The 8,856-nt window shown below is 70.9% G+C and carries 8 protein-coding genes; 4 read left to right on the top strand and 4 right to left on the bottom strand.

Annotation, left to right across the window (positions count from 1 at the left end):
- A partial coding sequence (locus tag ACWDRB_RS20420) for a hypothetical protein (RefSeq protein ID WP_449895881.1) occupies positions 1-272 on the bottom strand: 272 nt, incomplete at its 3' end.
- 261 nt (positions 273-533) lie between these two features.
- On the opposite strand from ACWDRB_RS20420, the gene ACWDRB_RS20415 reads away from it, so the two are divergent.
- Positions 534-1,166 (top strand): nuclear transport factor 2 family protein, encoded by a 633-nt coding sequence (locus ACWDRB_RS20415; RefSeq protein ID WP_449895879.1) that lies wholly within the window; start codon positions 534-536, stop codon positions 1,164-1,166.
- Between the two features lie 218 nt (positions 1,167-1,384).
- The gene (locus tag ACWDRB_RS20410; RefSeq protein WP_449895877.1) at positions 1,385-2,863 is read left to right on the top strand and encodes an Nramp family divalent metal transporter; all 1,479 of its coding nucleotides are present in this window, start codon (positions 1,385-1,387) and stop codon (positions 2,861-2,863) included.
- On the opposite strand, the gene ACWDRB_RS20405 is transcribed toward ACWDRB_RS20410, so the two are convergent.
- The 3 genes from ACWDRB_RS20405 to ACWDRB_RS20395 form a co-directional block, all read right to left on the bottom strand.
- Positions 2,835-4,898, bottom strand: a complete 2,064-nt coding sequence (locus ACWDRB_RS20405; RefSeq protein ID WP_449895875.1) for an alpha/beta hydrolase-fold protein — start codon at positions 4,896-4,898, stop codon at positions 2,835-2,837. The two genes, ACWDRB_RS20410 and ACWDRB_RS20405, sit on opposite strands and share 29 nt — an antisense overlap.
- Before the next feature lie 130 nt (positions 4,899-5,028).
- Positions 5,029-6,003, bottom strand: a complete 975-nt coding sequence (locus tag ACWDRB_RS20400; protein ID WP_449895873.1) for an ArsR/SmtB family transcription factor — start codon at positions 6,001-6,003, stop codon at positions 5,029-5,031.
- 190 nt (positions 6,004-6,193) lie between these two features.
- The gene (locus ACWDRB_RS20395) at positions 6,194-7,237 is read right to left on the bottom strand and encodes a sporulation protein (protein WP_449896294.1); all 1,044 of its coding nucleotides are present in this window, start codon (positions 7,235-7,237) and stop codon (positions 6,194-6,196) included.
- A 198-nt stretch (positions 7,238-7,435) separates the two neighbouring features.
- On the opposite strand from ACWDRB_RS20395, the gene ACWDRB_RS20390 reads away from it, so the two are divergent.
- Positions 7,436-7,984 (top strand): RNA polymerase sigma factor, encoded by a 549-nt coding sequence (locus ACWDRB_RS20390; protein ID WP_449895871.1) that lies wholly within the window; start codon positions 7,436-7,438, stop codon positions 7,982-7,984.
- Positions 7,981-8,853: a hypothetical protein gene (locus ACWDRB_RS20385; protein ID WP_449895869.1), complete on the top strand. Its 873-nt coding sequence runs from the start codon at positions 7,981-7,983 to the stop codon at positions 8,851-8,853. The genes ACWDRB_RS20390 and ACWDRB_RS20385 overlap by 4 nt, the downstream gene beginning before the upstream one ends.
- Positions 8,854-8,856: the final 3 nt, after the last annotated feature.

Genomic DNA, 8,856 nt, shown 5'->3' with positions numbered 1-8,856 from the left:
ACCTTCTCGTCGTCGAAGTCCTTCTCGTCCCGATCGAAGTCGTGCTGCTTCTCGTCGTCCTTTTGCTTACGGAACGAACCGTCGTGCTTGTCACAGGCGTCTGCATTGCGACGACCGGCGTACACGCCGGTCTTGTCGATCTTCAGCGTGCTCCAGGCATCGGATACGCAAAGGTCGCCCTGGGCGGCACTGGCCGGGCCGGCCAGCCCGACAAGCGCGGCAGCGACGATCAACGCACCACCGGCTCCGGCTGCTATGAAGTTACCTTTCATGATCTCCCCCCGTTATCACGTGGTGACTTTGTCACTCTAAGTAGTTAAGGCCGTAACGCGGCGTAACGGCACGCCCGGAACCTCTCGTCACTTTGTCGACGCCCTCAACCAAGATCGCTCGGGTATGTCCTCAGCTGACGACACATGCGGCCAGTTGAGTGGTGATGTCGATCTTGGGAAGATCGTTCCCAAAGGCGATAGCTTTTGGTTATGGCCCCAGGTCTTGGACCTGCGGGGCTCGGGCACCACATCATCGCCACCATGACGACGCGACTTCGGCGCGGGCGGTGGACGGTGGCGACGTCACTCGCCGCCTGCGCACTACTGGCAAGCGCCTGCGGGACCACCCCCGCCACCCCCGCCACCGCTCCCAGCACCTGCCTCACGGCCGACCTCGCCACCAGCCCCGCCACCGGCCGATCCACATCGCAGAGCCCCGCCGCCGAGGAGTCCGTATCGCCGGGCTCCGCTACCTGCCCCGCGAGCGGCTCGGAGGCTGACCCCGACAACGGCGACGCCGGAAGCCCTTCCAGCGGTCGGGGCGCGTTGCCGAGCGCTGCCGCCGGCGGGCATGCGGGGGTGGCGCGGGAGGTGCGGGCCTACGTGGACGCCGTGAACGCTCGCGACCTGGATGCCCTGGTCGTCGCCTTCGCCTCGGACGGCGTGGTCGTCGACGTCACCCGTCCCATCCGCGGGCACGACGCCATCCGCGAGTGGGCGCGGGCCGAGGTGATCGGCGGCACCCTGAAGGTGGTGTCCATCGCCGAGCGGCGGTCGAACGGGCAGAAGCTCCTGGTCCACTGGGCCCCCGCGGGATCCGGCGGGTGGCGGGCGCACTACGACTTCACGGTCTCCGACGGACGTATCGTCCGGGCCGATCTGCAGTACGCCTGACCGCAAGCCCCGGGGTTCAAAGCAGAACCCAGGGCTCATGGCTCAGGGCTCAGAGGCCAGGGCTTAGGGGCCAGGAACCAGGGCTTGTGGGTCAGGGGTCTGCGACCGGCAACCCCACGACCCCGATGGCCCCGTGGTTCGGCATTCCGCATTCTGTATGCATTTGGGTCTTGTAGACGACCAAGTAGAGGATCACTCTGGCGGCAGGAGGCAGTGAGATGTCGCACCCACTCGGAGTAAGCCGACCGGATCTCGAAGTCACCGACCTACCCACGCCGGAAGAGGTCTTCAAGGTCTCCAAGATCGGCACCAAGGAACTGTTCAAGTACGCCATAGGCCCGAGCCTGATCGCGCTCGGCATCTCCATCGGCAGCGGTGAATGGCTGCTCGGCCCCCTGAACGTGGGCCAGTACGGATTCGTCGGCGTCGGCTGGGTCATCGTCGTGTCGGCGCTGCTGCAGACGTTCTACAACGTCGAGTGCTCGCGGTACGTCCTCGCCACCGGCGAGACGCCGGTGGTCGGCTGGGGGCGGGTGCCGCCGGGGTGGCCGCTCTGGGTGCCGCTGTCCGTGCTCATCGTGATCTTCGCGTTCATCGCGGGCGGATGGGCCGCGTCGGCGGGTCAGGGTGTGTACGCGCTGGTCCACGGCGTCCCACCGGCGGCCGATGACCTCGAGCCGCGCTGGTGGGCCATCGGCCTGCTGGTGCTGGTGTTCCTGATCACCGCGGGAGCCAAGCGCGTCAGCCGCGCGCTCGAGCTGGCGAACTGGCTGATGGTCGGCACCATCCTCCTCGCCCTCCTGGCCGTCGACCTGCTCGTGGTGCCGTTCAGCCAGTGGTGGGAGGGCATCCGCGGCTTCCTCACCCCGGCCGCCCCGCCCGCCGGGATCACGGCGACGCAGCTCGGCGCCCTGGCCGGGTTCACCGCGCTCGCCTCGGGCCTGAACTGGTACGTCATGGGCCACTACCGCGACAAGGGCTACGGCATGGGCTACCGCGTCGGCTACATCTCCGGCCTGCGCGGCGAGCGGCGCGAGATCCTGGCCAGCGGCGTGACGTTCCCCGACGACGAGCTCAACCGGGGGCTGTGGCGCAGGTGGTACCGGCTGCTGCTGACCGACATGTGGGGCGTGTTCTTCGTCGGAGCCATCCTCGGCATGCTGTTACCCACGATCCTCATGGCGCAGGCCGTCACGATGGCCGGGGAGAAGCCCACCCGGGCGAACGTGCCGACGTTCGTGGCCAGCGCGCTCGGCGACCAGTACGGGCGGGTGAGCTTCTACGCCGCGCTCGTGATCGGCGTGCTGATCCTCTTCTCCACCCAGCTCGGCATCTTCGAGGCGATGGTACGGGTGGCGACCGACGCGGCGAACGCCACCAGCCCGCGCCTGCGCGCCCTGATCGCGGGGGACCCGCGCCGGTTCTACTACCCGTTCATGATCCTGCTGCTGGTCCTCATCTCGATCATCATCTTCCAGTCGCTGCCGGTCGGCCTGGTGGAGTGGTCGGCCAACATGTCGAACCTGGGCGCGCTGATCTACCCGTTCCTGCTCATGTACCTGAACAGCAAGCTGCCGCGCCCGGCCCGCCCGCGCCCATGGCACTACGTCATCCTCGTGCTCAACTTCCTGTTCTTCGGCTTCTTCTTCGTCAACTTCATCGCCGACTTCATCGGGGACCCGCTGGTGACGTTCTGACGAGGAAGACGTCGCCGTTGCCCGGCGCGTCGGCGCCCTCCGGGACGCCGTAGGTCAGGCCCGTGATCGCCACCTCGCCCGACGGGGTGGCGGTCGCGTACAGGTTGGGCTCGGCGAAGGCGTCCACGCCGTCGTCCCTGGCGGTGCCGAGCTGGGCCGCGGCACGCTGGCGGCCCTTGCCGTCCAGGCGCAGCGTCAGAACATCGGCGCTGCCCGCCTGTACGCTCACCCGGCCCCGGGTGTAGCCGGCGACCTCGACCTCGCCGCCCGCGAGCGGGACCACGGCGGCGCCGGCCTCGGCAAGAGGGGTGGCGAGGGTGTGCTGCCAGCGCTGCTTGCCCTGGCTGGTGTAGGCGGCGGTGTACGCGTCCCCGCCGACGCCGCCCGTGGCCACGGCCAGGCCCGTCGTGGTGACGGCCACCGCGTTCAGCCGGTCGCTCGCGGTGCCGCCCGCAGTGGCGGCCCACTTCCTGGTGCCGTCCGTCGCGAACGCGGCCAGCCAGCCGCCGGGCGTGGTCGTGCCCGGTACAGCGGCACCGGCGCCGCCGGTGACGTAGACGTTCGAGGCGTCCGCGGCGACGCCGTAGGCCTTGTCCTCGCCCGCGCCGCCGTACTGGCGGATCCAGGACACCTCGCCGCCAGGAGTGAGACGAGCGAGGATGGCGTCCTTGTCACCGGCGTTGGCGCCGTCCAGCGCGCCCTTGGTGTAGCCCACGACGTACGCGCCGCCGTCGGGCGCTGCGGCCAGGCCGTAGAGGCGGTCGGCCACGCCCGGCACGCCGAACTGCGTGATCCAGCGGACGGCCCCGCCGGCGTCGAGGCTGACCACGAACGCGTCGTCCGTGGTGTTGCCCGCGTGCCGCCCGTCCAGGTCGCCCTTGGTGTAGCCGGCCGCCAGCACGCCGCCGTCCGGCAGGGCCGCCACGCCGTACAACCGCTCGTCGGCCGCGGTGCCGAACTGCTTGGTCCAGCCGCCGACGCGGGTGAGGACCGCGTTCCCGCCGGCCGCGTACCCGATGGTCAGGGAGCCGTCCGCGTGGGCCGCCACTCCCCCGGCCCAGTCGGGGCCGGCCGTTCCGTACAGCGGGGCGGGCAGGCCGGTCGGCGGCGTGACGCTGAGGCCCGGGCCGAGCTCGGCCATGGCCTGCTCGAAGGCGGGCTCCCACACCGTCCAGTCGTGGCCGCCGTCCAGGACGCGCAGCTGCGCGGAGAGCGCGGGCGAGCGCCGGGCGGCGTTGTAGAGGGCGGCGGACTCGAAGTCCAGGTCGTGACGGGCGTCGGCGGGGTCCGGGTTGGCGTACTCGTCGTCGCCGACCGCCACGAACATCCGCACCGGCAGGTCGGGATCCAGCTTCGGCAGCAGGGCCGGGTAGTTGAGCTCCCGGTAGACCTCGTCGGAGAACTTCTCGCCGTCCTTGCCGAACGCCCCGTAGTCGCGGGCGGAGGAGTCGGACGGCGGCAGCGGCGTGTAGACGGCCGGGCTGAGCACGGCGGCGGCGCTGAACAGGTCCTGGTGCGCGAGCGCGAACCGCAGCGCGCCCGCGCCGCCCATCGAGTACCCGCCGACCAGACGGGCCTCCCTGATGGGCGCCGTACGGTACGTCGCGTCCACGTACGCCACCAGGTCCCTGGTCAGGGCCGTCTCGACCGGCTTTCCCGGCAGGTCGGCGCCGGTGTAGCGGGAGTCGGCGTACCAGCTGCCGCGCTCGCTCCAGGGGGCGTCCGGCATGACGGCGATGACGGGCGGGATGCGCCTGGTGCGGATCATGTCGTCGAGCAGGGTCTTGACCCGGGTCCACGCCTGCATGGTGTCTCCCCGGCCGTGGAGCAGGTAGAGCACGGGGTGGCGGTCGGTGCCGCGGTCGTAGCCGGTGGGCAGGTAGACGTTGAAGGCGATGTTCTCGCCCAGTGCCCGCGACGGGGCGGAGCCGGTGGCCAGCGTGCCGCCCGCCCGTACCTCCGTCTCGCCCGGAGCGGCCAGGAAGGTCAGTGACGCCAGGACGGCGAGCACGGCGAGCCAGCGGGGTTTGCGCATCAACCGCTCCCGTAAACGTTTACAGTACCCACCTTGCGGTGTTTCGGGAGAGTTTCGTGGTGAAGGTGTGGCGGTGTCAACCGCCCACCGGCCCGGGCGCGCCGGGCGGGTGGCCCGGCGCGCCCCCGGCTCAGCGGCGGAACACCTCCAGCAGTTCCTCCGCGCGCTGCGTGCGGGCGATCCACACCTCGCGCCCGCGCCGCTCCCTGGTGATCAGCTGGGCGGCGCTCAACCGGTCGCAGTGGTACGTGATGCTGCTCGGCGCGACCTGCATGCCGGCCGCCAGCATGCTCATGGTCATGGGCTGCCCGATCGCGGCGAGCAGGTCCGCGCGCACCGGCCCGACCAGCGCCGACAAGTCGTCGAGCGCCGGTGCGACGGGCCGCTGCCACAGCGTCTCTGCTCCGGGCACCGGGTAGGCGATCCAGACGGCCTCGTCGTGGTCCAGGCTGACGATGACCGCGTCCTTGCCCGCCAGCATCGGCACCAGGACAATCCTGCGGTCACCCAGCTCGAACGTGCTCGACTCCACGTCGGCGATGAGCAGCCCGCGCTCGCCGTACATGATGCGGCTGTTGAGGGCGCCGAGCAGCAGCTCGGGGCCGCCGCGGACGGCGGCGACGCCGACCCGCCGGACCTCCCTGTCCAGCAGCGCGCGGGCCCGCCTCCACACGGGCTCGGTGGTGTTCCAGACGGAGCCGAGGGCGGCGGTGTAGCCGTGCATCCAGCGATCGGGCCGCTCGGCCGCCGAGCGCCAGTGCGCGGGCAGCGGTCCCTGGCCGAACGCCTGCTCCAGGTCCTTGATCAGGTTGTCGGATGGAAGGTCGCGCAGGGCGCCGATCTGGGCCTGCACGGAGATGTCCCCGCCGATGGGGGTACGCGGCACGATGCTGTCGGGGACCACGGAGTAGCCGGGGGCGGCGAGTGGGCGTACCGCCTGGTGCCCCTGCGGGCTGACTCGTGAGCTGATCGCCTTGCGCCAGAGCTCCGGAAGGCCGCGGCGGCGGCCCGCGAGAGCGTCGGCGATCATGGCGAGCGCGGTCAGGTGAGGCGAGATCGAGATCGACAGCTGCGGCGCGGAGGTGATGCGCAGTTCGCTCCACATAGTGGTGCTGATTACGTCGGCTCCTTCAGATCGGAATCGATCGGGTAACGATCTTCAACCTATCGTCGAGGCTTTCGTCCCACTTACAGCCCGGTTGCACGGTTACGATCACGGAGCGCTTCGCCTTGGGCACCCGACGCGGCCTGCGACGACCGGGAGCGCCGGTCGCCGCAGGAGCCGCGCTAAGGGGTCACCAGTCGCCGCCCTCGTCGTCGTCCCCCTCGAAGATCTCCTCGACGATCTCGCCCGCGACGAGGCCACCCACGACGCCCGCGGCACCGGCGGCGGCCACCGTGCCCCAGCCCGGACCGCCGCGGTGCTCGTCGTGATGCCCACCGTGGTGCCCGCCGTGGTGGTGCGGGTCGTAGTGTCCACCGTGGTGCGGGTCGTAGTGCCCGCCGTGATGGGCCGGCCCGTACTGCGACAGACCGTCCAGCCAGCGGCCCAGCTCCCCTGCCCAGTCGGTACGCAGCGCGTCGTCGTGGCTGACGTGGAAGCGGCCGATGGCGTCGTTCGACGAGAAGCGGCCGGCGCGCTTGTCCGCCTCCAGCACCACCTCGAGCCCCGCGGGGTCGGCCACGAAGGTCACCTCGACCTCGCCCACCTGGCCGGCGTAGTGGCCGGTCGGGTAGAACTCGATCTCCTGGTAGAACGGCAGCTGCTGGTGCACCCCGTACAGGTGACCCGCCTCCAGGTCGGCCGACCTGAACCCGAACCCGAGCCCCAGGAACGCCTCCAGGATGCGCAGCTGCGACGGCAGCGGCTCGATCGCGATCATGTCGAGGTCGCCCTTGTCGACGGCCTTGGCGATGGCCAGCTCCGTACGAACGCCGACCGCCATCCCGGTCAGCGGCTGCCCGCCGATCTCGCTGATCGGCGCCTCCCACGGCACCGGCAGCTCGAACCCGATGACGCGGTCCTCCCCCTTGCGCAGCGTGAACGGCCCGGAGACCCGCGAACTGGCGAACTCGCCGAGCCCGCCGTGCTCACCGTCGCCGTGCTCGATCTCGACCCTCGCCACCAGGCCGAGGGTGACGTGCTCGATCTCGGCGTCGAAGTCGCCGCCCTTGAGCCGTACCTCTCCTCGCAGCGTGCCGCCCGGCTGGGTCCGCGGGGTGGACAGCACGGTGTCCACCGAGGGCGCGCCGACGCCGAACGCTCCCAGCATCCGTTTGAAGACCACGGCTCTGTTCTCCCTGTTGAAGATCGGGTTGGGTTGTCTGCCGCTGGCCACAACGATCAAGGCCGTACCTGGAGTTCCGGAGCCCGGCTTCCTGGGTGCTTTGCCCCGCTTTACCCCAAAGCCACCCTCTCGGAACGCGGGGGCAGGCGATGGTCAGGGACCGCCGGAAGCGTGGACGCGGTCGCTGAAATTCTCCCGTCGGCCGCGGACACGTAGGAATTGAAACCCCCGCTCTGACGAGGACGACGCGTGAATGAACAAGATGACCGGTCCCGGTTCGAGGCGGTCTACCGGCGAACTCACGAACAGATCCTCGGCTACGCCGTACGGCGGTGTTCCTCTCCGGAGGACGCCGCCGACGTCGTGGCCGAGACCTATGTGATCGCCTGGCGGCGGATCGCCGAGCTCCCGGACGGCGAGTCCGGCAGGTTATGGCTGTACGGCGTGGCCCGGCGGGTCCTGGCCAACCACCGCCGCGGCGAGCGACGCCGCCTCACCCGGCACACCGAGCTCACGGAAGAGATCGAACACCTCTACGCCGCCGCCTCCCCCCAGAGCGAGCACGACGGCGTGGACGAGGCCATGAGCATGCTCTCCGACGCCGATCGCGAGCTGCTCGCCCTGGCCCTGTGGGAGGGGCTCGACCCCGGCGAGATCGCCCAGGTGCTGGACTGCTCCCGCAACGCCGCCCGCATCCGCCTGCACCGGGCCCGCAAACGCTTCGCCAAGGCGCTGGAGCAGGCCCGGCCGCCGGCCCGTTTCGCATCGCAACCGCTCGTCGAGAAGGAGGCACGGTGAACAACGACCAGATCTTCAGGAGCCGGGCGAGGGTGCTGGACGACGACCTGACCGGCCGGGCGGCCACCGCGGGGGCGGACGCGCTGCTGGCCCGGATCGTCGCGCTGGAACCCGCACTGGAACCCGCTCAGGCCCGGCGCCGGTTCATGCCCTCCCCGCGCCGCGCCCTGCTCGGCCTGGCCGTGGCCGCCGCACTGGCGGGAGCCGTCGTCGTCGGGCCGTCCCTGATCGGACAGTCCGAGCAGGTGTACGCCAGCCAGGCCGTGACGATCGACCGCGTCGGCGACGAGTACGCCTTCTACTTCACCGAAGGCGACCCCGATCCCGCCGAGCTGCAGAAGGCCTTCCACAAGGTCGGCCTGGACAACCTCACGGTGACGCTGATCCCCGTCTCGCCGCGGCAGCCGGGCTCCGTCTTCGGATTCGACAGCTCCGACCCCGGCGCGAAAGCGGCGTTCACCGGGGACAGCTGCCCCGAGCGGGTCGAGGACTGCATCACGGCCTTCAGCGTCACCGCGGACATCGAGGGGCCCGCGGAGGTCAGGCTGAGCCGCCCGGCGAAGCCCGGGGAGAAGTACGCCTACCCCGCCGACGCCGGCTGGCCGGGCGAGGCGCTGGCCGGGGTGGAGCTCCAGGGACGCTCGGCGGCCGAGGCGGCCCGCGTCGTGCGCGAGCACCACCTGAAGGTGTCCTACGCCCTCGACTGGCCGCTGCGGAACGGCGACAAGGGCGTGCGTTTCGAGCTGGACGTGCCCGTCTCCCGGATCGATCCGGGCTGGCAGGTGGCGACGGCGGAGTCCTACAACGACGGCGTGATCGTCCTCCACGTGGTGCCGGGCCCGTCGGCCACCCCGCCGCCCGGATTCTGACCC

It is taken from the genome of Nonomuraea sp. NPDC003707, assembly GCF_053587055.1.
Note: the sequence above shows the minus strand (reverse complement) of the source record. Positions and strands in the feature narration are given on the sequence as shown.

Excerpts from the sequence above, each read along its gene's own strand:
- ACWDRB_RS20415 (WP_449895879.1), top strand. The coding sequence starts at position 534 with ATGACGACGCGACTTCGGCGCGGGCGGTGGACGGTGGCGACGTCACTC.
- ACWDRB_RS20400 (WP_449895873.1), bottom strand. The coding sequence starts at position 6,003 with ATGTGGAGCGAACTGCGCATCACCTCCGCGCCGCAGCTGTCGATCTCG.
- ACWDRB_RS20405 (WP_449895875.1), bottom strand. The coding sequence starts at position 4,898 with ATGCGCAAACCCCGCTGGCTCGCCGTGCTCGCCGTCCTGGCGTCACTG.
- ACWDRB_RS20410 (WP_449895877.1), top strand. The coding sequence starts at position 1,385 with ATGTCGCACCCACTCGGAGTAAGCCGACCGGATCTCGAAGTCACCGAC.